This is a genomic window from Microbacterium candidum, assembly GCF_030315975.1.
Lineage (GTDB): Bacteria > Actinomycetota > Actinomycetes > Actinomycetales > Microbacteriaceae > Microbacterium > Microbacterium candidum.
In genome coordinates this window covers 591,337-613,622 of record NZ_JASXSZ010000002.1, presented here as the reverse complement: position 1 = coordinate 613,622, position 22,286 = coordinate 591,337, and the positions used below count along the sequence as shown (strand labels likewise).

Genomic DNA, 22,286 nt, shown 5'->3' with positions numbered 1-22,286 from the left:
GTCACCCGGCGAAGCGGGCGGCGATCCACTCCGCCGCCCGCGACGGGGCGTGCTGCGGCCGCATCATGCCCGAGTGGTGGGTCGGCCACCACGCGCTGTCGAGCGGAACGCCTGCGGAGCGGTAGCCGCGGAGCATCCGGGCCGTGAGGGGTGCCGGCGCGACCTCGTCGAACCGGGCGGCGTCGATCCGCAGCGGTGCGCGGAACCCGCGAAGCGCGGCGACCTCGTTGGCGCGGAAGGACGCGGCGAGCATCGCGAACAGCTCGTCGCCGGCCCGCCCGCCGATGCGCCCTGGCGCGATCCCGCCCCACGAACCGTCGGCGGCGAGCTCCGTGAGGCACAGCTCGTCGAGGTCGGCCCAACGCTCGGCGGCGCGCTCGCTGAGCCCGTCGGTCTCCAGGAGCCGCCGCATCCCCGCATCGGTCGCCGCGGCTCCACGCAGCATCAGCGCGATGAGCGCGGAGACGACGCCGGAACCGGGAAACGGCACCGCGATGCGGCGGGCCGCCCCGATGCTGACGTCCATGCGGGTGACGGGACCGAACACGGCGGTGCCGACGAGGCGCGCCTGCGCGTCGGGCTCCTCCCGTGCGGACGCGTGCAGTGCGGCGACGGCCCCCTCGGAGTGCCCGGCGGCCACCCACATGTCGCCGAGATCGGCGTCGAACGAGTCGCGCTCCCGCATCATCGCCAGGACGGACTCGGCGAGCGACGACCCGATCAGATAAGGGTGGACGCCGGGGCCGCCGATCCCCTCGTAGTCGGGGCGCAGCACCGCGATCCCGCGGGCGACGAGCCGATCGCACAGCGCGTCGCCCTGCGACATCCGCCGCCACTCCGGATGGGCGGGCGTCGCGGTGCTCGGCGCGGAGCGCGCAGAACCGCCGGTCGTCATGTGCCCGTAGACGACGACCGGGTATCCGCCGCGCGGGGCGGGGGATGCGGGGAGCATCAGCATCCCCGTCTGCTCCTGCACGCCGCCGTCGACCGCGCGTGCCGGGAACGCCACGATCCTGATCACCAGCGCCCCCGCGGCAGCAAGCGGCGCAGGCGAGCGGGCATCGTTCCGAGGAGGGTCCCGCGCCGGCCGTCCGCGTCATCCACGATGTCCGCGAAGAACCTCGCCACGGGCAGGAGCTGCGCACGATCGATCCGGTCGATGGTGTCGGCGTCGTCGTACAGGTACAGCGGGCCGGAGATGAGACTGATCGTCGGCACCCCGGACACGAAGGTGAAGGATGCGTCGGTCGGGATCCCGCCGGCGAAGAACTCGAGCAGCCCGGCGCCGAGCAGGCTCGTGCCGTGGAGGCCGTGTCGGCGCACGGCGCGGCCGATCCGCACCGTGAACGCGGGATTCACATTCACGAAGACGCCGCGCGGCTCGGTCTCCCCGGTCGAGGCGAAGCCGCCGTCGGGCCCTTCGACGGCGCGCAGTCCGATGTGCTCGATCGTCGCATTGAGCACGATGTTCCACGGGGTGCGCCGGGCGAGCACATACCGACGGGCGAACTCCCGATGGGCCTGGTAGCCGGTGAAATGCGTGTCGAATGTCACGAACAGGAGCGTCTTCTCCCGGATGCGTCCGGCGGCGGCCTGGGCGCCGAAGTGCTCGGCGAGGGCGATGACCTCGGCCGTACCGGACGCGTCCTCGACGGCGCCGGGCCCGATCGAGTCGTGATGCGACTGGATCATGATCGTGTCGGCCGTGCGTCCGGGCAGGACGCCGATCACGCTGCGTGAGACGACCTCCCGTCGCGCGATGTCGAGGCGCAGCCGGGCGCGGGGGGTGTGCTGCAGCAGCCCGCGCAACCGCAGCCCCTCGGCCCGCGTCACCGACACGCCGGGCAGCGGGAACAGCGTTCGCCGGTAGTACTCGTTGTGATAGTTCCGGGAATCCGGATAATCGCGCAGTACACCGATGACGCCGACCGCGCCGCCCGCTGCCGCCTCGGTCATCGTCCGGGCAAGGGAGGTCACGTACGGGTTGCGGCTCGCGAGGACCTCACGGCGGAACACCCGGCGGCCGGGGTCGTGCAGGTAGAGGGTGAGCGGCAGCGAATGCGCCACGGTCATGTCGAAGGTCAGATCGAACAGCACGATGGCTCCGCGCACGTCATGCCGCCGCACGCGGTCTGTGCCGATGTCGACGACCGGCGCGTCGAGCTGGTGGTCTGCGGTGCCCGTCCAGTCGTGGGCGGCCAGACCCGAGTGCAGGACCGGCGCGCACGGGATGTCGTCGTCCCCGATCTGCAGGCTGCACTCGGCGGTCCACGAGAACGACGGCACCTCGAGCACCTGCGTGTCGAGCCCCGCCTCCGCGAACCGGCGCTCGACGTATGCGGCCGCGGACTCGCCTCCCGCGGATCCCGTGGCGCGCGGCGACATCGCCACGAGATCCTCGATGCTCGCCATGATCGACGATTCGGTCACATGCATGCTCTGACAGTAGGGAGAGGACGCATCACCGGTCCTATTCTTCCGGGATCCTTCAACCAGGCGTGAATCATGCATACGATTCGTCACATGGATATCGACGACGCGCGTGCACTCGACGAGTTGGACCTCGCGATCGTGCAGGCTCTGCAGATCGATGCGCGCGCCCCGTGGACGCGTATCGCTGCGGCGGTCGGAGCGGATGCCGCGACGGTCGCGCGGCACTGGCACGCGCTGCGCGAGGAGTCGCTGGCATGGCTCACCGCGTGGCCGACGCCCGAACGATGGTCGTCGACGACGGATGTCGCGATCGTGCTGCTCGATCGCCGCACGTCTGCGGATGTCGTCGCGGCGGTCGTTCGGCGGCCCTGGGTGCTCAGCGCCGACGACACGTCCGCCGGAGTCCTCGTCCTCGTCGCGGGCACCGGCGGGCTTCCGCTCCTCGGCGACCGGGTGCGCGAGATCGCGGACGCCGGTGCGCGCGTGCGGCGGATGGATGTCGCGGCGGCCATCGTCGCGGAGGACTCCGGCTGGCGGCTGCGCGTGCTGTCCCGGTCGCAGCAGCGGGCGGTCCGTGACGAGCACGACGGCGGGGCCGCCCGCATCCCTCGGCCGGAGGTCGTGGCAGAGGTCGCGGACACCCTCGACGACGATCCCCGGATGCCGGCGGCGACCCTCGCGCAGCGCCTCGGCGTCTCCGAGGCGACGGCCCGGCGGACGGTGGACCGTGCCGTCGGAGCGGGACTCCTGCGCCTCGGGTGCGATCTGGCGATGCCGGCGGCGGGCTATCGGCGCGGTGCCGTGCTGTGGGCGCGCTCCGGGGACGTCGAGGAGGCCGCCGCCCGCGCCTCGAGGCTCCCGGAGACGCATCGGGTGGGAGTGCTGGTCGGGTCCGCGCCGCTCTTCGTGTGCGCGCGCGCCCGGTCGCTGACCGCTCTTCCGCGGATCGAGCGCGCATGGGGCGATAAGGTCGAGGTCACGGATCGCTGGACGGTGCTGCGCGAGATCAAGCGGAACGGACATCTGCTCGACGCTGCCGGGCGCTCGATCGAGCGGGTGCCGCTGCGCTGGTAGCACTGCGGTGGGCGGATCAGACCGTCTGCGTCTGCGCCTCCGCCCGCAGCCGGTCGTCCAGGCGGTAGCGGCGCAGGGGCACGAGGCTGATCGCGCACAGCGATGCGGGGATCAGCGAGACGCCGAGGACGATCGCCCACTGCGCGCTCTCGGGCTGCGGGACGGTGCTTCCGCTGGAGGCGACATAGCCGCCGATGCTGAGCACGACTCCGAGCAGCGCGGGCCCCAGCGCATAGCCGAGGAGCTCGAACCCCGACCACACGCCCGAGATCATCCCGATCCGGTTGACGCCGCTGCGCTTGGCATCCTCCGCGGCGATGTCGGGCAGCATCGCGAGGGGGAAGAGCTGCGCCCCCGCATAGCCGACTCCGACGATCCCGGACGCGATCAGCATCGGTGTCGTTCCTGCTCGGGCGCTCAGGAGAGCGAGCAAGCCGACCATCATGACGACCGTCGCCGCCGTGAACCCGCCCTTCTTCCCGACCCGCCGCCCGAGCATCGACCACACCGGGGTCAGCACGACCGCGGGTGCGACGAAGCACACGAACGCGATCGTGGCCGCACTCGGGTCGTGCACGACGTGCCTCGCAACGTAGACGACCCCGCCGAGGACCATGCCGATCGCGACCGCCTGCAGCACATAGGCGACGATGAGCGACCGGGCGTCGCGGTCGCGCAGCACGATGCCGAGCTGCTCGAACAGGCGCCCGCCAGCGACCTCGGTGCGGGTGAGGCCGACATGCCGCGTGCCCCACCACACGCCCGCCGTCCCGATCAGGATGAGCACGGCCATCGCGCCGGCCATGATCCGATACCCGGCCACCCCGCCGACGAGTTCGACGAGGGCCGGTGCCGTCGCCCCGGAGATGAGGATCGCCAGCGTGAAGACGATCACGCGCCAGGTGACGAGCCGCGTGCGTTCGGAATAGTCGTCGGTGATCTCGGCCGACATCGCGAGGTACGGCACCTGGAAGAACGCGTACACCGTCGCGCTGGCGAGGAACAACACCAGCACCCAGAGTGCCGCAGCGACCGGTGGTTCCGTCGGGCCGAAGAACATCGCCAGGAACGCGAGGGCGAGCAGGATGCCGGCCCGCAGGATGAACGGCCGTCGACGGTCGCGCGGATGCTTCGACCGGTCGCTCAGCCGCCCTGCGATGGGGTTGAGGAAGAAATCCCACGCCTTCGGCGCGAACACGATCAGACCCGCGATGGCCGCGTCGACGCCGAGGAGGTCGGTGAGGAACGGCATCAGGATCAGGCCGGGCACGGTGCCGTACGTGCCGGAGGCGATGCCTCCGAGTGCGTATCCGGCGCGCGTGCCGCGCGAAAGGGCGGTCATGGAGGCGATCGTAGAGGCGCCCCTTCGATCCGCCGATGTCCTTGGGTCGGATCCGTCATTGAACGGCCCCGCGGTCGGGTGATCCGTCCGCGCGGCTCAGGCCGTGGCATCCACCTCTCCCGCATCCGCCTCCTCCGCGGCGCCGGGAAGCGTGCGCATGAGCCAGAACGGCCCGATCACGACGAAGAGGGCGGAGGCGAGCTGGCCGATCGCGCCGATCCACATCGTGGGGACGATCCCGAGCCACGTGCCGAGGAGCCCCGCGAGGAGCGATGCGATCGGCATGACGCCCCACACGACGAAGCGCACCGACGCGTTCATGCGGCCGAGGAGGCGCGGCGGGGTGATCCGCTGACGGAAGGTCACCTGCGTGATGTTGTAGACGAGCACCGTGAAGCTCGCGACGAATCCCTGCACCACGAGCAGGGGGAACGCGATGGCGGGCGTCATCGCCGCGAGCGGCAGGAAGACCGCCACGACCGAGAACGCGATCGCGGAGAGGGGGATGGCGCGGCCCTCGCCGACCCAGCGCACGATGTGCGGCGTCGCGATCGCGCCGACGACCCCACCCACCGCGCCGAGGGAGAGGATGAGGCCCATGGCGGCGGCCGTCATTCCGAGTTCGCGCAGCAGGAAGATCGGCAGCATCGTCATCGACACGGTGTTGAAGAAGTTCGAGGTGCCGGTCGTCCCGACGATGCGTCGCAGGTAGCGGTTGCCGAACACCCAGCGCAGGCCCTCGCCGATCTCGCGCAGGAGGGGCTCGTGCTCGTGGGCGGGGCGGCGGACCTCGTGGTCGCGCGTGAACAGCAGCGCGACGAAGGATGCCACGTACGTGAACGACGTGACGACCATTGCGAACGGCGCCGACACGAGCGAGATGAGCCCGCCCGCGAACGCCGGGCCGGCGAGGTGCGCGACCTGCTGGGTCGATTCGAGCTTGCCGTTGGCCTCGGCGATCTGGTCGGGCTTCACGAGCGACGGGATGATGCTCTGGTACGACACGTCGAAGAACACGGTGGCGACGCCGATGACGAACGCCACGGCGTAGAGCTGCCAGATGTGGAGGGAGCCCGTCACCCACAGGATCGGGATCGAGGCGATCGCGAGCGCGCGCACGCCGTCGGCCCAGATCATCACGTGACGCTTGCGCATCCGGTCGACCCAGGCGCCGGCCGGAAGGCCGATGACGAGGAAGGCGACGAGGCCCGCAGCATCCAGCACCCCCACCTGGAACGCGGTCGCCTCCAGCAGCACGACGGCCAGCACCGGGATGCCGAGCATCGAGATCTGCGCGCCGAACTGGCTGAGCGCCTGGCCGCTCCACAGGGTCAGGAAGTTGCGGTCGTGCCACAGAGACCGCTTCTGCGCGACCTCTTCGTCGGTCGCGACCTCCGCTGATTGAGACATGTCAATCAGTCTGCACCTTCCGATTGGGACTTGTCAACCAGTAGACTCGCGACATGGGGGACGACGAGAAGGTCCGGGCCAGCCTCGCGGATGAGGATGCCGAGAGCCAGGCGCGCGCGCGGGCGCTGAGTTCGCCGCTGCGCATGCGCGTGCTGCGGCTGTGCGCGTTCGAGGCTCGCACGAACAAGGAGCTCGCCGAGCTGCTCGGCGTGAATCCCGGAACGATGCTCCACCACGTCCGCACGCTCGTGCAGACCGGCTACCTCGTCGCCGAGGAGCCGCGGGCGGGGCGGCAGGGAGCGCGCGAGGTTCCGTATCGCGCGACCGGACTCTCGTGGCGCACGTCGATCCCCGAGGGCGCGCCCGTGCTCGTCGAGACGTTCCTGCAGCAGATCGAGGGCGTCGCGCCCGACGAGCTCCACGTCTCCTGGCTCGGCCTCAAGCTCACCCCCGAGCACAAAGCCGAGCTCGAGGATCGCCTCGGCGACCTGCTGGAGGAGTTCAAGCAGCGCGGGCCGGATGCGGGCGGCGAGACCTACTCGCTGTTCACCGCTCTGCATCCCGACGTGAACCCGCCCTCCGCCGGCGCCTGAAGCGTCAGGAGCGAGGCGGGTAGACGCCTTGCAGTGCGATCACGTAGTACATCGCGAGGTACGGCGGCATGTTGTTGTGCGCCGCTCCACCCCCGGTCATTCCCAGGGGAGCCATGGGAGTGGAGGGGGTGGGTGCGTATGCGGCGCGCTGCGCCCGGCCGAGACGCGGCTCCGCCCACGTGAGGTTCTGCGGCTCGCCGGACGTCGCGGTCGCCGTCGATCCGATCGGTTGATGCGTGTGCGGGGGCAGCTCGTCCTGGACGAGGGAGACGGCGCTCGCTCCGCCGATCTCGCCGATGTCGCGCAGCGACAGTCCGGGGCCCTGCCCCTGGCCGATCACCATCACGCCGTTGAGGTTCGGCAGGGCGAAGTTCGACGTCCCGTTCCCGCCGTAGTACGTGCCGAGGAGGGAGAACAGGGCCGTGTTCTGCGAGATGGGGATCAGCTGGCCGGAACACATCGCCCAGCCTTTGGGGGCGAAGTTGAAGCCGACGGTGCGGATCTCGCCGACGAACGGGTCGCTCATGTGTCCTCCGGTCAGGTCTGCGAGGGGAAGATGCCCTGGAGGGCGATGATGTGGTTGATCGCGAGGTACGGCGGCATGTTCTCGTGCGGCTGATCGCTGCCCGCCTTACCGATCGCTGACGCGTCGAGCGCCATCGCGGCACTCGTCGCGTAGGCCGGTTGCGGGGTGCTCGCCCACGTGGCGCCGGTCGGATCTGCGGTGGTCGCGGCGGACGCGGTCGCGAGCGGCAGATGGGTGTGCGGCGGCATCTCCGAGACGGTCAGCGTGTGCGTCGCCTCGCCTCCCGCCGCGCCCTGAGTGAGCGCCGAGCCCGCGCCGAACGCGATGCGGTCGCGCAGGTCGGGGAGGCCGAACGTCGTCACACCGTTGCCGCCCCACGTCGTGCCGAGCAGCGCGAACAGCGCCTGGTTCTGGGCGATGGAGAGCAGGCTTCCATTGCACATCGCCCATCCCTTCGGCGCGAAATTGAAGGAGACCCGGCGGATCTCACCCAGGAACGGCTCGGTCATGCTCCACGCACCCCTCTGTTGTCGGGTCGGTCTGCGGTCAGGTCTGCGACGGGAAGATGCCGAAGAACGAGATGATGTACGTGCTGACGAGGTACGGCGGCATGTTCTCATGGGGCTGGCCGCCCCCGGCCGGGCCGATGCTCCCGGGCGCGAGCGCCGCGGCGCCCGGGACGGGTCCGTATGCGGCCGTCGCCTGTGCGGACCAGTGTGCGCCCGACGGCGAGTTGGTGGTGGGGGTCGCTGCGGCCTGCGCGGCATGTGCGTGCGACGGCATCGACGGCGTCGTGATCGTCACCGTCTCGACGCCGGCGGCCTGGCCGAGCACATGACTCGGACCCGGATGCAGGGGAGCGCGCCCCCGCAGGTCCGGGAGCGCGAAGGTCGACTGGCCATCCCCGCCGTAGGTCGTACCGATGAGCTGGAAGAGCGTCTCGTACTGTGAGATCGCGACGAGCGAACCGTCACAGATCGCCCAGCCGGCTGGTGCGAACGAGCCGGCGAAGAGCCTGATCTCGCCGACGAACGGTTGGCTCATCGGATGTCCTCTCGGAGTGGGGGGACGGATGCGGCGGCCCGCCGCATCCCGACGTGCAGCGCGTCCGGCGCCGCATCCTCGACCCGCGCGAAGCCGTGGGCCGCATACAGTCGCTCCGCCGGGCTGCCGGGCGTAACGGAGAGCGTGAGGTCGCGATCCGAGGAGTCCGCCTCCGTCGTCAGCTCACCGAGCAGGGCCGTGGCGGCGCCGGTGCGGCGGAACGCCGGACGCACGACGAGATCGACGAGGTGGATGCTCGTGTCCCGGCTGTCGACGATCGCGTACCCGACGAGGCCACCGTCGCGCACGAGCAGTCGTGCGTGGGCCTCGGGGAACGCGTCGGCGAAACCGCCGAGCCGGGCGCGCAGCTGCAATTCCACGAGTGCGACGCGCATCCGATCGTCGACGGCGGAGAACTCGTCGGCGCAGTGCTCGGCGAGGACCTCTGCGACGGCGGGGTCATCGAGCGTCGTGCGACCCGGCGTCACGTGCGGGAGGATCATGGCGGTCACCGCGTGCGGTCCACGATCGCCTCGAGTGTGCCTGCGGCGGGACCCACGCGGCCGAGGTAGATGACGTGTCGTGTGCCCGCCGGCGAGGTCAGGTGGTAGATGCCGTCGCGCGCCGTGTCGTCGGTCGAGAACGAAAGCCGGAAGGCGTTCTCGCCGTCGCCCCCCGGTGCGAGATCCCCCACGCTTTCGAGACGGAGCCGGTGCGGCGCCCACGGCGACACGGCGTCGTAGGTCCCTCCGAGGTGGCCGGTGAACTCGGACCGCATCGGCCGAGACGGGTCCCCGGCGATGCCCCCGGTCGGAGCCGGGGCGCTGGCGGGTGCGCCGGTCGACGACCTCGAGGCCGCCACGGCGGCGCCGGCGCCGGATGCCGAGACGAGCGCGATGCCGCCGGCGGATGCCGCCAGCATCGCTCGACGCGAGATGCCTGTCCCCATGCGATGCCCCTCCCCACGGTGACACTACTGCACCGCGAGGCTGGTGGAAACGGACATTTTGCACGATTACGAGTGACGTCGCGCTTTCCGACCCGATAGCATCTGGCGAGGTGCATGACTGAGGGGGGCTTCATGTCCACGAGTGCTGCTGGGCGGAGATCGGGCGCGATCGCGATCGCGGTCGTGCTGGCAGCGGTCGCCGCGAGCGTCGTCGTCGCCGTTCCGGCGTACGCCGCGACGATCTCGGTCACGACGACCGCGGACGGCGATGTGCAGGGCGCGTGCACCGATTCGGCCGTCACAGCACCGGTCGGTCCGGTCACACTGCGCACCGCGCTGTGCGTCGCGGGCAACCTCGGCGGGTCGCAGACCGTCACCGTGCCGGTGGGCGATTACACGCTCACGGACGGAGCGCTCGTCGTAGGAACGAAGACAGGCTCCGACATCACGATCGCCGGTCCTGCAGCGGGAACGGGAACGGCGCGCCTCATCGGCAACGGATCGACCCAGCTCATGACGACCGACCCCGGCCCGATCGGCGGGGTGTCCGTCACGGTGCAGGACCTCACGTTCCAGGGCGGCCGCGACAGCCTGTTCGGCGGCGGCGCGATCATCGCCGGATCCCCTCTCACGAGCGCCGGCGACTCTCTTACGGTGGTCCGGTCGGTGTTCACCGACAACCACTCGTCCGCTGCAGCAGCGCCGGGGGGCGCGATCCAGTTCATGGGCGGGTCGCTCACCATCCAGAACTCGACCTTCACGAGCAACGACAGCGGCACCTCGTCCGGCGGCGCCGTGTCCTACCTCGCCGCCGCAGCGCCCCAGGGACAGCAGAAGCTCAGCATCACGGGCTCGACATTCAAGACGAACACTGCGCACACCGCGGCGCAGCTCGCCGGCGGCGGAGCCGCGATCGCCTACTCGGTCGACGCGGGGGCCGCGGCATCCATCCAGATCTCCGACAACACCTTCGACGGCAACGCGGTCACGACGGCGGATGCCTCGCCCACCCTCGGTGGAGCGATCTGGCAGCAGGGCGGCTCCGCGACCGTCGTCCGCAACGTCTTCACATCGAACGCGGCCGCCACGGGGAGCGCGATCGACGTGACCGGCGGGTCGCTCGCCGCGAACTTCAACATCTTCTCCGGCAACAGCGCCCCCGCCCTCGCGAGCGGGTCGATCAGCGTCGACGCGACGCACAACTGGTGGGGGTGCGCGACGGGCGCGGGAACCGCGAGATGCGATTCTGCATCGACAACCGGCTCGACGCAGCCGCATCTCACCTTGACCACGAGTGCCTCCCCCGCCACGATCCTCGTCCACTTCGCCTCCACGCTGACCGCGTCCCTCCTCAAGGACTCGGCGGGCAACCCGGTCGCGGCATCCGACCTCACCGCTTTCTCCGGCATGCAGGTCGCCTGGACGGGCGCCGCGCCGGTCGGCTCGATCGTGTCGACGCCGTCCACCTTCGCCGGCGGAGTCACGTCGACATCCTTCACCGCGGGATCGGCGGGCGGTGTCGGAGGCGCCGCGGCGACGTTCGAGAACGCCCTCGTCCAGGCGGACGTCACGGTCGATGAACCCCCGACCCTCGCGGCACTGCCGAGCCCGGTCGCACTCACCGCAGGGACGCCGTACTCCCTGTCGTTGGTCGCGTACGGCTACCCGGCGCCCTCCGTATCGATGACCGGAACCCTCCCTGCGGGGCTCACGTTCACACCGAGCGCGGGTGGTGCGACGATCTCCGGAACGCCGACGGATACGCCGCCCGCGGCCGGCGATCCTGTGTCGAGCACGGTGACGTTCACCGCGACGAACACCTCCGGGCTCCCGGCGCTGACGAGCGTCACGTTCGTCCTGTCGGACGCTCCGACGATCACGAGCAGCGCGTCGTCCGTCGCGGCGGTCGGAACCCCCTTCTCGTACACAGTGACCGCGACCGGACGGCCCGCGCCCACGCTCTCCGTCGCGATGCTGCCTGCGGGCATCTCGTTCGTCGACCACGGCGATGGGACGGGCACACTGTCCGGAACGCCGGCGGCAGCGCTCGCCGGCACGCACGCCCTGACGGTCACCGCGCAGAACGCGGTCGGGACCGCGACGCAGTCGTTCGAGCTGAGCGTCGGCGCGAAGCCCGCGTTCACCAGTGCCGACACCGCGACGTTCACCGCGGGGACCGCCGGGTCGTTCATCCCCACGGTCGATCCGGGCTTCCCCACTGCGACGACGATCAGCCTCACCGGCACGCTTCCCTCGGGTGTCACCTTCACGGCCGGCGCCCCGGGCACCGCGCAGCTGTCGGGAACGCCGGATACCGGGACCGGCGGGTCGTACCCCCTGCAGCTGATCGCGACGAACGCCACCGGGGCCACGACACAGGCGTTCACCCTCGTCGTGGATGAGGCGCCCGCCGTGACGACGCCGCCGGTCGCGGTGTCGGTGCTCGCAGGAGACCCGGTGTCGCTGTCCGCGGCCGCGAGCGGCTTCCCGGCCCCGACGGTGCAGTGGCAGCGCTCCGACGGCGGCGGCCCGTGGACGGACGTGTCGGGCGCGACCTCGACGACCCTCGGCTTCACGGCCGCGCTCGCGGACGACGGGGCGTCCTTCCGCGCCGTCTTCACGAACGTCGCCGGATCGACCCCGTCGTCGGCGGCCACGGTGACCGTGTCGACCAAGCCCTCGATCGCTTCCGTGTCGCCGGTCACCGTGCTGCCCGGCGCGGCGCGGACGATCGACATCACCGCCTCCGGGCACCCGACGCCGGCCCTCACCGCGACCGGCGTGCCGCCATGGCTCACGCTCACGGACAACGGCGACGGCACGGCGACCCTCCACGGGACTCCCGGAGTCGTCGACGCCGGGTCGAGCACGATCACGGTCACCGCGACGAATGCGGCGGGATCGTTCTTCACGACGGTGACGGTGGATGTCGCGTTGGATGTGGCTCTGCCGGCCACCGTTCCGACGGGCGACGGACCTCTCACCGAAACGCCGGCGCAGGTGAAAGCCGGCGGGACGATCACCGTGTCCGGGGCCGGATTCCTCCCCGGCACCACGGTCGAGATCGGCATGTACTCCGCGCCCACGATGCTCGGATCGGCCACGGTCGATGGGAGCGGGGCGTTCTCAGCCAGTCTGACGATCCCCGCCGCCGCACCCCTCGGGGCGCACACCGTCGCTGCGATCGGCGTGTCCGCCACGGGCGACACGCGCACCCTGACCGCTCCGATCACGGTGGTCGCAGCGAACAGCGGCGGCTCCGGCTCGGGCTCGTCGTCCGGCTCCGGGTCGACGACCGGTTCGGGATCCAGCGCGCTGAGCTCCACCGGCGGCACCGTGCCGTTCGAGCTGATCATCGGCGGACTGCTGGCGCTGCTCGTCGGATGCCTCATCGTGTGGCGGGTGCGTCGCGCGCGCTAGCCTCGGATCATGATCGCAACGGCGGACCTCTACGACGAGCGCGGCGACGACCTCGACGCGCTGTCTCTGCAGCTGCAGGATGCCGGCGGGCTCGCCGCCTTCGACGGGCCGATCCGCACGGTGCGCTGCCACCGCGACAACGCGATCGTGAAGGCGCTGCTCGCGACGCCCGGCGACGGCGCCGTCCTCGTGATCGACGGCGGCGGATCGCTCGAGTCGGCCCTCGTCGGCGACATGATCGCCGGGTCCGCGGCCGACAACGGATGGGCGGGGCTCATCATCAACGGCGCCATCCGCGACCGCATCGCGATCGCGTCACTGCCGATCGGTGTCAAGGCGCTCGGCTCGAACCCTCGCAAGAGCGCCAAGGACGGCGCCGGCGAGGTCGACGTGCCCGTCACGATCGCGGGAGTCGTCTTCGCCCCCGGCAAGCATGTGTGGGCCGACCTCGACGGAGTCCTCGTCGAGCGCTGACGCCCGGAGCGTTTCGTCTCGGTCGTTCCTCCCTCGCTCAACGACCGGCAGGGTGTGGCCGAAGCGAGTCGAAACGTCGGGAGTCGATCTCGAGACGCACCGTCCGCGTTTCGTCTCGGTCGTTCCTCGCTCAACGACCGGCGATGGTGGATGCTGAGCGAGTCGAACGCACGGAGCCTTACTCGACGGACCAGTCGCCGCTCTTGCCGCCGGACTTGGCGAGCACCTTGATGTCCGTGATGATGGCCCGGTTGTCGACGGCCTTGATCATGTCGTAAAGCGTGAGCGCGGCGACGCTCGCGGCGGTGAGCGCCTCCATCTCGACGCCGGTGACGCCGTTCGTGACGGCCGTCGCGACGATCCGGACGCGGTCGTCGCCGGGCTCCAGGTCGACGGCGAGCTTCGTCAGCGGAAGCGGATGGCACAGCGGAATGAGGCTCGACGTCTGCTTCGCGCCCATGATGCCGGCCAGACGCGCGGTGCCGAGCGCCTCGCCCTTCGGGAGCGTTCCGTCGGCGATCGCGGCGACCACACTGGGCGTCGTGATGAGCACCGCCTGCGCCCGCGCCTCGCGGCGCGTGACGCCCTTGTCGGTGACGTCGACCATGTGCGCCGAACCGTCGGCGCGCAGGTGGGTCAGCTGCGGCTCCTGCGGGTCACTCATCGATCCTCCAGACCTCGACCTCGGCACCTGCGGGGAGGGCGTCCACGCCGACGGGCAGGTGCACGAGCACGTTCGCGAGCGCGTACGCGTGCAGCAGATGGGAGCTCGGGGCCCCGACCTCGACGCTGCCGTCCGCGCGCAGAGTGCCACGGCGGACCTGGTGGCGGGCGGGCGGCGAGGTGACGGGATGTGCGAGCACGGCGTGCTGCGTCGGGCGCTGCGGCGGAAGCCCCGCGAAGCCGCGCAGCACCGGCCGGAGGAACAGCTCGAACGAGACGAGCGTCGACACCGGGTTGCCCGGGAACGCGACGACCGGGATGCGGCGCCCTCCGGGCACGGTGGCGAGCCCGAGCCCCTGCGGGCCGCCGGGCTGCATCGCGACCGGTCCGAAATCGACGCCGAGCGGGGCGAGTGCATCGCGCACGACCTCGAACGCCCCCGCACTGACGCCGCCGGTCGTGACGACCAGATCGACCTCCGGATGCCGCTCCAGCACCGCGACGACGGCGGCCGCATCATCGGGCGCGATATCCGTCACCGCGATCGCTCCGGCGTCGACGACCGCAGCGGTCATCATCGTCGAATTGGCGTCATAGATCGCGCCGCTGTCGCCCTCGGTGTCGAGGTCCGCACCGGGCGCGCGCAGCTCGTGACCCGTCGACAGGACGAGGACGCGGGGCCGCGGCCGCACCGGCACCTCGACGACGCCTGCCGCGGCGAGGGAGCCGAGCTGAGCGGGGCCGAGACGCGTGCCCGCGCGCAGGACGACGGCGCCTTCCGCGATGTCCGTCCCGACCGCGCGCACGAAGGTGCCCGGCGCGACGGATGCGGCGAAGGAGACGGTCGTCCCCGCGGGAGCGTCGTGGGAGCCTGCGCCGATGCCCGCGAACGACGGCGGATCGGCCTGCTCGATGGGGATGACGGCATCAGCTCCGTCCGGCACGGCGGCACCCGTCATGACGGGAGATGCGTGCCCGGCCTCAAGGCGAAAGACCGGGTCGCCGGCCGCGCTCGTGCGCCCGACCGGGAGGCGCACCGGGTCGGAGGCCGAGGCGGACGCGAGGTCGGTCGCGTGCACCGCGTAGCCGTCCATCTGAGAGTTCGCGAAGCGGGGGAGCGCCGTCGGGGAGGCGACATCCGTCGCCAGCACACGGCCGAGCGCGTCGAAGACCGGAATGACGACAGCCTGGGCCGGGTCCGCGAGCCGCGCGCCGAGCGGCGCGAGCAGTTCGGCGACCGCCCGCTGGTGGTCGGTGTGGGCGCGCATCATCCGCCCGCGAACGGCGGGAGGACGTCGACGTTCGCGCCGATGGCAGCGCCGGGGCTGCGGCGGACGACACCGTCGACGAGGAACGATCCGGAACGGAGCACCCGCTCCATCGCGGCGCCGTAGCGCTGGCGCAAGAGATCGCGCAGCGTGCCCACGGTCGCGTCCGAGCCGAGCTCGAGCTGCTCTTCCTCGCGCCCGGCCGCCTCGGCCGCGGCCGCGAAGTACCGCACGGTCACCATCGCCATACGATGATGATACGACGGATGCGGGGAACCGCATCCATCAAGCGGAAAAAGATGTCCGCGATGCGGACCCTAGCCGTAGGATCGAACCATGTCCCCGCTCGTCGAGCCCGGTCCGCCGCTCGAGGCGGACCGCATCGCCCGCTACAGCCGCCAGCTGATGCTGCCCGGCTTCGGAGAGACCGCGCAACGGCGGCTCGCCGCATCCAGGGTCCTCGTCCTCGGCGCGGGCGGGCTCGGCAGCGCTGTCGTCCCCGCGCTCGCGGCGGCCGGCGTCGGCACGATCGGGGTCATCGACGACGACGCCGTCGAGCTCTCGAACCTCCATAGGCAGCTGAGCCACGGGGTGTCCGACATCGGACGCCCGAAGGTCGACTCCCTCGCCGACACGGTGGCCGAGATCGATCCCGGATGCCGGGTTCTCACGTACGAGATGCGCGCGCGCAACACGAGTCTGAACCTCATCTTCCACGGCGGTGAGCAGTGGGACCTGCTGGTCGACGGCAGCGACAACTTCCCGACGCGGTATCTCGCGAACGACATGGCGGTGCTCGCCGGCATCCCGCTCGTGTGGGGTTCGATCCTGCGCTTCCACGGTCAGGTCGGCGTGTCGTGGCATGGACACGGACCGACGTACCGCGACCTCTTCCCGGTGCCGCCCGCGGCCGACGAGGCGTTGTCGTGCGAGCTCGGCGGAGTCCTCCCGACGTTGTGCGGCACGATCGGCTCGCTCGTCGCGACCGAAGCGATCAAGCTCATCACGGGTGTCGGCGAGCCGCTCATCGGCCGCGTGCTCGTCTACGACGCGCTGACCGCGCGCACGCGCGAGATCGCCTACGAGGTCTCCGACGAGACCCCCGAGATCACGGACCTCATCGACTACGACCTGTTCTGCGGAGTCTCGTCCGACGACGATCTGGTGTCCGTCTCCGCGGCAGAGGTCCTGCAGCGGGTGCGGGCGGGCGCGGCTCCGCGGCTGCTCGACGTCCGTGAGCCGCACGAGGCGGCGGCCCGCCGCATCCCGGATTCGACGCTCCTGCCGCTCGGTGACCTGCGCGCCGGCGTGATGCCCGAGGCCGGCCCGGTCATCGTGTACTGCGAGATGGACCCCCGCGCACGGGCGGCCGTCCGCATCCTGCGCGAGCACGGCTTCCCCGACGTGGTCTATCTCGTCGGCGGCATCCAGGCCTACGCCGCCGTCGGCGGCGACACCATCTCCGACCGGGAGGCCGTCCAGTGACCTATGCCCTTGTCTCTGAGGAGCCGCTCGACGAGGCGGCGATCCGCCGCGCCGTCGAGGACGATGCGAGCGGCGCCGTCGTGATGTTCTGCGGCGTCGTGCGCGACCATGACGGCGGCAAGGCCGTGCGCTCGCTGGACTACCGCGCACACCCCGAAGCCGGAAGGTTCCTCGCCGACTGCGTCGAGCGCGTGCGCACCGAGACGGGATACGCCGTGGCGGCGGCGCATCGTGTCGGCGACCTGAAGATCGGGGATGTCGCGCTGTTCGCCGCCGCATCCGCACCGCATCGCGCCCAGGCGTTCGACGCGTGCGAGCGGCTCGTCGAGCTCATCAAGCACGAGGTGCCGATCTGGAAGCGCCAGCACTACGACGACGGCGTCTCGGAGTGGGTCGGGCTGTAACCCGTCCGCACGAGTGGCAAGAGGATTCACGCTTGGCGGCCGGAATCAGCCCGAATCTCTCGCCATCCGTACAATCTCTCGCCATCCGTATGACGTGAGGCAGGGCACGAAGGATGCGGGTCAGCCGCCGATGTACGACATCTCGACGTGCTTGCGGCTCGCCCGGAGCTCCGGAGTGAGGCTCGCGCGCTCCTCGGAGTAGCGGTCGTCGCGCGCGCCCCAGATCGCCGCCATCGCCGCGGACAGCTCGTCATCCGTCGCCCCGCCGCGCAGGAGCGCCCGTAGGTCGTGCCCATCGGAGGCGAAGAGGCACGTGAAGAGCTTGCCCTCCGTCGAGATGCGGGCGCGGTTGCACGTACCGCAGAATGCGTTCGTGACACTCGAGATGACGCCGATCTCGCCCCCGCCGTCGACGTAGCGCCAGCGCTGCGCGGTCTCCCCGGGCACGACGGCGCCGACCGGCTCGAGCGGGAAGACCTCGTGGATGCGGGAGACGACCTCCGCGGAGGGCACGACCTCGTCGAGCGACCAGCCGTTGGTGTTGCCCACATCCATGTACTCGATGAAGCGCAGCGTGTAGGGAGTGCCCTTGAAATGGCGCGCCATGTCGAGGATCTCCTGGTCGTTGAGACCTCGCTTGACGACCATGTTGAGACGGATGGGGGCGAGCCCGGCCTCGTGCGCCGCGTCGATGCCCGCGAGCACGCGGGAGACGGGGAACCGCACGTCGTTCATGCGCTGGAAGAGCTCATCGTCGAGGGAGTCGAGCGAGACGGTGACGCGCGTCAGCCCCGCCGCCTTGAGGGCCGCCGCCTTCACGCCGAGCGCCGCGCCGTTCGTCGTCAGCGCGATCTCGAGCGGCGCCCCCTCCGGGGTGCGCAGCTCCGCCAGCATCCCGATGAGCTCCTCGATGCCGCGGCGCAGCAGCGGCTCGCCGCCGGTCAGCCGGATCTTGTGCACGCCGTGGGCCGCGGACACACGCGCGATACGCGTGATCTCCTCGAAGGTGAGCAGCTCGTCGCGATCGAGGAACGCGTAGTCGCGGCCGAACACCGTCTTCGGCATGCAGTACACGCAGCGGAAGTTGCAACGGTCGGTGATCGAGATCCGCAGGTCGCGCAGGGGCCGGCGGAACGCGTCGACCAGGCCGGCGGGCGCACCCGTCGACGGCAGCCGCCGAGCACCGCTCGGCGCACCGACCTGCGTGATCGTCATGGCCAACCCCCTACGGTTCGAACGGTAGCACCGTCTACGGTCCCCGAGCTCGCCGAAGGGTCGCACCGACGAACTGCTCAGGGGCGGCCCCTCCTGGAGTCGCGAGAACCCCAACATCGGAAAAATACTACCGCAATGCGGAAACTTGAACGGAGACGTCGTCGGGATGCACGGTGAAGCGCAGGCGGATGCCGGGGGCCACCCCCGCAGCGACCGCCACCGCCGACGGCACGTCGATCGCGATGCCCGGATGCTGCATAGTGCGCAGCCGTATCCCTCCCGGCAGAGGTTCCAGGGTCGCCACAGTGCCGTTCCACGTGTTGGGCGCGTGCGCGATGTCGCCGAGGGAGCGCAGCCGCACGGACCCCGGCGCGAACGCGACGGTCGCGTCGAACTGAGCCGGCACCACGTCGCCGGCCCCCGTCCACTCGATGCCGTCGGCACGCACCGTGCCGCGGCCGGTGCCCGCCCCCGACACGAGGTTCACTCCGGCGAGGGCCGCGACGAACGCCGAGCCCGGATGGCCGAGCACGTCGGCGGTCGGCCCCTGCTGCGCGATGCGCCCGTCCTGCACGACGGCGGTGCGCTTCGCGAGGACGACGGCATCGAGCGGATCGTGCGTCACGAGGACGATCGGGATGCCGGCCGCGTCCCGCTCCTCGGCGACGAGACGCCGCGCCTGGGCCGCGGTCTCGACGTCGAGCGCGGCGAACGGCTCGTCGAGGAGCAGCGCGTCGGGGCGTGCGGCGAGCGCACGCGCGAGGGCGACCCGCTGCTGCTGACCGCCGGACAGCGCGGCGGGCCGGCTCCCGGCGAGATCGCCGAGGCCGACGCGCTCGAGCCAGCTCCCCGCATCCGCCCGCGCCCGGGCGCGCGCAACCCCCTGCGCGCGCGGGCCGAACGCCACGTTCTCCAGGGCGGACAGATGCGGGAAGAGAAGGGGGCGCTGGCCGAGGAACCCGACCCGGCGCCTGGCGGGCACGACATGGACGCCGTCGCCGTCGAGCACCCGGTTGCCGAGTCGGATCTCCCCGGACTCGATCGGCAGGTGCCCGGCGAGCGCCGCGAGCATCGTCGACTTGCCCGATCCATTCGGGCCGAGGATCGCGAGCACGGATTCCTCGGCGGCGGCGAGGTCGGCCTCGACGGCGAACGAGCCGACGCGTGCACGGAACGAAGCGCGAAGAGTCATCGGACGGCATCCGCTCGCCAGCCGCGCATGAGGACGAGCACGGCGATGGCCACCAGGATCAGCAGGAGGGACAGCGCGATCGCGGTGTCTTCGTCGACGCCGGCGCCGTTGAAGGCGGTGTAGATCGCGAGCGGCATCGTCCGGGTGACGCCCGCGGCGTTGCCGGCGAACAGGGCGGTCGCGCCGAACTCGCCGAGCGCGCGGGCGAAGCACAGGACTGTGCCCGCGACGAGTCCGGGAGCCACCAGCGGGAGGGTCACGCGGCGGAAGACGGTGAAGGGACCGGCGCCGAGGGAGGCGGCGACGGCCTCGTGCGCGGTCCCGCTCGTGCGCAGCGACCCCTCGATGGAGATGACGAGGAACGGCAGGGCGACGAACGCCTGCGCGATGACGACCGCGGGTGTCGTGAACGGGATGCGGATGCCGACCTGCGCGAGGAGGTCGCCGAGGACGCTCTGCCGGCCGAGGAGCGCGAGCAGCGCGATGCCGCCGACGAGCGGCGGCAGGACGAGCGGCAGGGTCGTGAAGGTGCGCAGGATGGCGGCGAGCCAGCGCGGCGAGCGGGCGATGACGATCGCGAGCGGCACTCCGACGACGAGGCACGCGACGGTGGCGATCGCGGCGGTGGACAGTGAGAGCCCGAGCGCCTGCAGCGCGGCCTCGGACGTGATCGCCGCGGGAACAGCTCTCCAGTCGAGGTGCGTGAGCAGGGCGACGAACGGGAGGATCAGGAGCGCCGCGCCGAGGACGGCCGGGACGATGAGCCAGACCGGCAGGCGCGCGGATGCCCCCACCGCGCGGGTGGGGGCATCCGTCAGGGTTTGCGTCACGGGGCTCCGAAACCGAACTTCTTGAGGACGGCCTGGCCCTCCGGTCCGGCGACGAACGCGACGAACGCGGCCGCCGCCTTCGGGTTCGGAGCGTTCGTCAGCGCCGAGATCGGGTAGACGTTGGTGGCCGCATCCGCCCCCGCGATCGGGACACCGGTCACCGCCGAGCCCGCCGCCTTCACGTCGGTGACGTAGACCAGCCCGGCGTCGGCGTCGCCGCTCTTCACCTTCGCGAGCACCGCGGTGACGTTCTGCTCCTCGCTCGCGGGGGTGAGCGTCACGCCGGCGTTCTTCAGGAGCGTCTGTGCGGCGCTGCCGCAGGGCACGGCCGGCGCGCAGACGACCACCGTCGCACCGGGCTTGGTCAGCGACGCGAGATCGGTGAACCCCTTCGGGTTCCCGGGCGCGGTCGCGATCTCCATGACGTTCGTCGCGAAGTTCGTCGGTGTCCCGGCGAGCTTCGCGTCGGTGATCTTGGCCATGTTCTTCTGATCGGCGGACGCGAAGACGTCGGCCGGCGCACCCCCGATGAGCTGCGTGGCCAGCGTTGACGAGCCGTCGTAGGTGATCGGCTTCACGGTGACGCCCGGGTGCGCGGCGCCGAACTCCTTGGCGAGCTCGTCGAACGCGCCGGAGAGGGATGCGGCGGCGTAGACGGTGAGGTCGCCGGACAGGGCGTCGGCGGTCTTCGACGGGGATGCGGCGGGCGCGGCGGTGCTCGCGCAGCCGCCGAGGGCGAGGGTCGCGGCGACGACGGCGGCGATCACGCCGATGTTGCGGGCTCTCACGGATGGGTCTCCTTGCTGTGGGTCTCGATGATCACCGTGGTCGCCTTGACCACGGCCACGCCCCGGTCGCCGACCTGGAGCCGGAGCTCGCGGGCTGCCTCAGACGACATGAGCGATACGACGCGGAACGGACCGCACTGGAGCTCGACCTGCGCCATGAGCCCCTCGATCTCGACCTTCGTCACGAGGCCGACGAAGCGGTTGCGGGCGCTGGAGCGTCCGTCACCGTCATCCGTCGCCGCGTGGGCGAGCCACTGCGCGTGCGCGGCGAGCTCGGAGCCGTCGACGACCTGCTTGCCGGAGTCGTCCTTCGAGACGGTCAGGACCCGGTCGCGGATCCAGCGGCGGACAGTGTCGTCGCTGACTCCGAGCAGGCCGGCGGCCTCTGCGATCCGAAAATGCGTCATGGATGCGACTGTAGATCAGCAGATGCGGAATGCAAAACACGGATACCGCAATGCGGAAGTCGCATTCCGAATTCTCTAGACGAAAGCACGGTTCGTTGTTATGCTCGTCACGCCGCCGCATCCACACTCGATGCCCGGTGAAGAAGCACATCCCTAGCGGTTCGACGTATATCTCGTGGAACGACCCGATCCGGGTCCGACCCGATAAGCCGTATCACTGCGACGACAGCAAGGAAGCTTTTCGTCATGAATCACGTCATGAGCAGCTCCGCCGTGCCTGAATCCGCACCGCAACCCGGCCCTGCCGAATACCTCGCCAGAGCCGTCCAGATAGCCGTCGACAACGTCCGCAATGCGGGCGGGCCCTTCGGCGCGATCGTCGTCTCGGCGGACGGCCGCGTCTTCGAGGGCGTCAACCGCGTCACGGCGAACCTCGATCCCTCGGCGCATGCCGAGGTCACCGCCATCCGCAACGCCTGTCAGGGGCTCGGCACATTCGATCTGTCCGGCGCGACGCTCTACACGAGCTGCGAGCCGTGCCCGATGTGCCTGGCCACCTCGCTGTGGGCGCGCCTCGACCGCGTGTACTTCGCGGCCGATCGCGACGACGCAGCGGATGCCGGCTTCGATGACGCGGCGTTCTACCGCTACTTCGAAGGCGGAGACCGGTCGATGATGCCCGTCTCGGACATCCCTCTCCCGGCCGAGGAGCGCGTCGCGCCCTTCACCGCCTGGAGCGAGAACTCCACCCGCATCGAGTACTGACCGG

Annotated in this window: 24 protein-coding genes; 7 read left to right on the top strand and 17 right to left on the bottom strand. The window is 71.0% G+C overall.

The features are described from left to right. Position 1: 1 nt before the first annotated feature. Complete coding sequence (locus QSV35_RS09265; protein WP_286288416.1) at positions 2 to 1,021, bottom strand: alpha/beta hydrolase family protein; 1,020 nt, start codon at positions 1,019 to 1,021, stop codon at positions 2 to 4. Then, a complete protein-coding gene (locus QSV35_RS09260; RefSeq protein WP_286288415.1) occupies positions 1,018 to 2,436 on the bottom strand; it encodes a M28 family peptidase in 1,419 nt (472 codons plus the stop codon). The genes QSV35_RS09265 and QSV35_RS09260 overlap by 4 nt, the downstream gene beginning before the upstream one ends. Before the next feature lie 87 nt (positions 2,437 to 2,523). On the opposite strand from QSV35_RS09260, the gene QSV35_RS09255 reads away from it, so the two are divergent. Then, positions 2,524 to 3,507 carry an Lrp/AsnC family transcriptional regulator gene (locus QSV35_RS09255; RefSeq protein ID WP_286288414.1) on the top strand — a complete coding sequence of 328 codons (984 nt, stop codon included), beginning with the start codon at positions 2,524 to 2,526 and terminating at the stop codon, positions 3,505 to 3,507. 16 nt (positions 3,508 to 3,523) lie between these two features. Here the strand turns inward: QSV35_RS09255 and QSV35_RS09250 are convergent, their stop codons facing one another. After that, a complete protein-coding gene (locus tag QSV35_RS09250; RefSeq protein WP_286288413.1) occupies positions 3,524 to 4,849 on the bottom strand; it encodes an MFS transporter in 1,326 nt (441 codons plus the stop codon). Positions 4,850 to 4,945: 96 nt separating this feature from the next. After that, positions 4,946 to 6,259 (bottom strand): MFS transporter, encoded by a 1,314-nt coding sequence (locus QSV35_RS09245; RefSeq protein ID WP_286288412.1) that lies wholly within the window; start codon positions 6,257 to 6,259, stop codon positions 4,946 to 4,948. A 53-nt stretch (positions 6,260 to 6,312) separates the two neighbouring features. On the opposite strand from QSV35_RS09245, the gene QSV35_RS09240 reads away from it, so the two are divergent. Continuing rightward, the gene (locus QSV35_RS09240) at positions 6,313 to 6,852 is read left to right on the top strand and encodes an ArsR/SmtB family transcription factor (protein ID WP_286288411.1); all 540 of its coding nucleotides are present in this window, start codon (positions 6,313 to 6,315) and stop codon (positions 6,850 to 6,852) included. 4 nt (positions 6,853 to 6,856) lie between these two features. Here the strand turns inward: QSV35_RS09240 and QSV35_RS09235 are convergent, their stop codons facing one another. From QSV35_RS09235 to QSV35_RS09215, 5 genes are read right to left on the bottom strand one after another with little or no spacing between them, the layout of a single operon-like run. Next, the gene (locus QSV35_RS09235) at positions 6,857 to 7,378 is read right to left on the bottom strand and encodes a phage tail protein (RefSeq protein WP_286288410.1); all 522 of its coding nucleotides are present in this window, start codon (positions 7,376 to 7,378) and stop codon (positions 6,857 to 6,859) included. 11 nt (positions 7,379 to 7,389) lie between these two features. Next, positions 7,390 to 7,887: a phage tail protein gene (locus QSV35_RS09230; protein WP_286288409.1), complete on the bottom strand. Its 498-nt coding sequence runs from the start codon at positions 7,885 to 7,887 to the stop codon at positions 7,390 to 7,392. A 37-nt stretch (positions 7,888 to 7,924) separates the two neighbouring features. Then, a complete protein-coding gene (locus tag QSV35_RS09225; RefSeq protein ID WP_286288407.1) occupies positions 7,925 to 8,422 on the bottom strand; it encodes a phage tail protein in 498 nt (165 codons plus the stop codon). Further along, positions 8,419 to 8,925, bottom strand: a complete 507-nt coding sequence (locus tag QSV35_RS09220) for a GNAT family N-acetyltransferase (RefSeq protein ID WP_286288480.1) — start codon at positions 8,923 to 8,925, stop codon at positions 8,419 to 8,421. The genes QSV35_RS09225 and QSV35_RS09220 overlap by 4 nt, the downstream gene beginning before the upstream one ends. A 5-nt stretch (positions 8,926 to 8,930) precedes the next feature. Beyond that, on the bottom strand, positions 8,931 to 9,371 hold the full coding sequence (locus QSV35_RS09215) for a DUF6916 family protein (RefSeq protein ID WP_286288406.1): 441 nt from the start codon (positions 9,369 to 9,371) through the stop codon (positions 8,931 to 8,933). A gap of 132 nt (positions 9,372 to 9,503) precedes the next feature. Between QSV35_RS09215 and QSV35_RS09210 the strand changes: the two genes are divergently transcribed. Both QSV35_RS09210 and rraA read left to right on the top strand, forming a co-directional pair. Next, entirely contained in the window at positions 9,504 to 12,791 is a 3,288-nt protein-coding gene (locus QSV35_RS09210; RefSeq protein WP_286288405.1) for a beta strand repeat-containing protein, read from the top strand. 9 nt (positions 12,792 to 12,800) lie between these two features. Next, complete coding sequence (gene rraA, locus QSV35_RS09205) at positions 12,801 to 13,265, top strand: ribonuclease E activity regulator RraA (protein ID WP_286288404.1); 465 nt, start codon at positions 12,801 to 12,803, stop codon at positions 13,263 to 13,265. Between the two features lie 178 nt (positions 13,266 to 13,443). Here rraA and moaC read toward each other — a convergent pair whose 3' ends face one another. Genes moaC through QSV35_RS09190 form a run of 3 tightly spaced genes read right to left on the bottom strand, consistent with a single transcriptional unit; the run spans position 13,444 to position 15,444 of the window. Next, positions 13,444 to 13,929 (bottom strand): cyclic pyranopterin monophosphate synthase MoaC, encoded by a 486-nt coding sequence (gene moaC, locus QSV35_RS09200; protein ID WP_286288403.1) that lies wholly within the window; start codon positions 13,927 to 13,929, stop codon positions 13,444 to 13,446. After that, entirely contained in the window at positions 13,922 to 15,199 is a 1,278-nt protein-coding gene (locus QSV35_RS09195; RefSeq protein WP_286288401.1) for a molybdopterin molybdotransferase MoeA, read from the bottom strand. Before QSV35_RS09195 ends, moaC begins: the two co-directional genes overlap by 8 nt. Continuing rightward, positions 15,196 to 15,444: a MoaD/ThiS family protein gene (locus QSV35_RS09190; RefSeq protein ID WP_286288400.1), complete on the bottom strand. Its 249-nt coding sequence runs from the start codon at positions 15,442 to 15,444 to the stop codon at positions 15,196 to 15,198. Before QSV35_RS09190 ends, QSV35_RS09195 begins: the two co-directional genes overlap by 4 nt. An 88-nt stretch (positions 15,445 to 15,532) precedes the next feature. Between QSV35_RS09190 and QSV35_RS09185 the strand changes: the two genes are divergently transcribed. Then, a complete protein-coding gene (locus QSV35_RS09185; RefSeq protein ID WP_286288398.1) occupies positions 15,533 to 16,681 on the top strand; it encodes a ThiF family adenylyltransferase in 1,149 nt (382 codons plus the stop codon). Beyond that, positions 16,678 to 17,085: a molybdenum cofactor biosynthesis protein MoaE gene (locus QSV35_RS09180; RefSeq protein WP_286288395.1), complete on the top strand. Its 408-nt coding sequence runs from the start codon at positions 16,678 to 16,680 to the stop codon at positions 17,083 to 17,085. The genes QSV35_RS09185 and QSV35_RS09180 overlap by 4 nt, the downstream gene beginning before the upstream one ends. 120 nt (positions 17,086 to 17,205) lie before the next feature. On the opposite strand, the gene moaA is transcribed toward QSV35_RS09180, so the two are convergent. The 5 genes from moaA to QSV35_RS09155 all read right to left on the bottom strand — a co-directional run bounded on the left by moaA (position 17,206) and on the right by QSV35_RS09155 (position 21,517). Then, positions 17,206 to 18,300 carry a GTP 3',8-cyclase MoaA gene (gene moaA, locus QSV35_RS09175; RefSeq protein ID WP_286288394.1) on the bottom strand — a complete coding sequence of 365 codons (1,095 nt, stop codon included), beginning with the start codon at positions 18,298 to 18,300 and terminating at the stop codon, positions 17,206 to 17,208. Positions 18,301 to 18,427: 127 nt separating this feature from the next. Next, a complete protein-coding gene (locus QSV35_RS09170; RefSeq protein WP_286288393.1) occupies positions 18,428 to 19,492 on the bottom strand; it encodes a sulfate/molybdate ABC transporter ATP-binding protein in 1,065 nt (354 codons plus the stop codon). Further along, positions 19,489 to 20,322, bottom strand: coding sequence for an ABC transporter permease (locus QSV35_RS09165; protein ID WP_286288392.1), 834 nt, complete (start codon positions 20,320 to 20,322; stop codon positions 19,489 to 19,491). The genes QSV35_RS09170 and QSV35_RS09165 overlap by 4 nt, the downstream gene beginning before the upstream one ends. Continuing rightward, complete coding sequence (gene modA / locus QSV35_RS09160) at positions 20,319 to 21,110, bottom strand: molybdate ABC transporter substrate-binding protein (RefSeq protein WP_286288391.1); 792 nt, start codon at positions 21,108 to 21,110, stop codon at positions 20,319 to 20,321. Before modA ends, QSV35_RS09165 begins: the two co-directional genes overlap by 4 nt. Further along, positions 21,107 to 21,517, bottom strand: coding sequence for a TOBE domain-containing protein (locus QSV35_RS09155; RefSeq protein WP_286288389.1), 411 nt, complete (start codon positions 21,515 to 21,517; stop codon positions 21,107 to 21,109). Before QSV35_RS09155 ends, modA begins: the two co-directional genes overlap by 4 nt. Positions 21,518 to 21,775: 258 nt before the next feature. On the opposite strand from QSV35_RS09155, the gene QSV35_RS09150 reads away from it, so the two are divergent. Beyond that, positions 21,776 to 22,282, top strand: coding sequence for a nucleoside deaminase (locus tag QSV35_RS09150; RefSeq protein ID WP_286288387.1), 507 nt, complete (start codon positions 21,776 to 21,778; stop codon positions 22,280 to 22,282). The last annotated feature ends 4 nt before the right edge of the window (positions 22,283 to 22,286 follow it).